We start from the raw sequence: 648 nt of genomic DNA, 5'->3' as shown, positions 1-648 counted from the left end.
CAGCATCTCCCCCTGCCCCCCGTGCGCCAGCGTGTACAGGCGCGACAGGTTCATCCCCACCAGCCAGTCCGCGCGGCTGCGGCCCATGGCCGCCGAGGCCAGCGAGTCGTACTCCCGCCCCTCCTTGAGCTGCCGGAACCCATCCCGGATGGCGCGCTCCGTCAGCGACGACACCCACAGCCGCCGCACCGGCTTGCGGCACCCCGCCGCCTCATAGATGTAGCGGAAGATGAGCTCGCCCTCGCGGCCCGCGTCCGTGGCGCACACCACCCCGCCCACGTCCGGCGAGGTCAGCACCCGGCGCACCACGTCGAACTGGGAGCGCGTCTGCTCGGAGACCACCAGCGGCCAGTCCCCCGGCAGCATCGGCAGGAGCGACCGGCTCCACCTCTTCCAGTCCGGTCGAATCTCGTGTGGCTGCGCCAGCCCCACCAGGTGGCCAATCGCCCACGTCACCACATAGCCATTGCCGCGCAGGAAGCCGTCACCCCGCTCCTGCGCCCCCAGCACCCGGGCGATGTCGCGCGCCACGGACGGCTTCTCCGCCAGCACCGCCAATAGGGACGCACGCCCCGAGCCCCGGCCCTCCATTCCGCCTCGCCTGTCCTCGCCGGGCGCCTCGCCCATCGCTTCCCACCTCATGAAACC

The 648-nt window shown here is 72.2% G+C and carries 1 protein-coding gene; it reads right to left on the bottom strand.

Translation table 11 applies throughout. From position 1 onward, the window contains the following. Positions 1-627: toprim domain-containing protein (locus HUW62_RS47600; protein ID WP_255204058.1), on the bottom strand; the 627-nt coding region annotated here is incomplete at its 3' end. Positions 628-648: the final 21 nt, after the last annotated feature.

The sequence above is a fragment of the Myxococcus sp. AM011 genome (assembly GCF_013372595.1).
Taxonomy (GTDB): Bacteria; Myxococcota; Myxococcia; order Myxococcales; family Myxococcaceae; genus Myxococcus; species Myxococcus eversor.
Note: the sequence above shows the minus strand (reverse complement) of the source record. Positions and strands in the feature narration are given on the sequence as shown.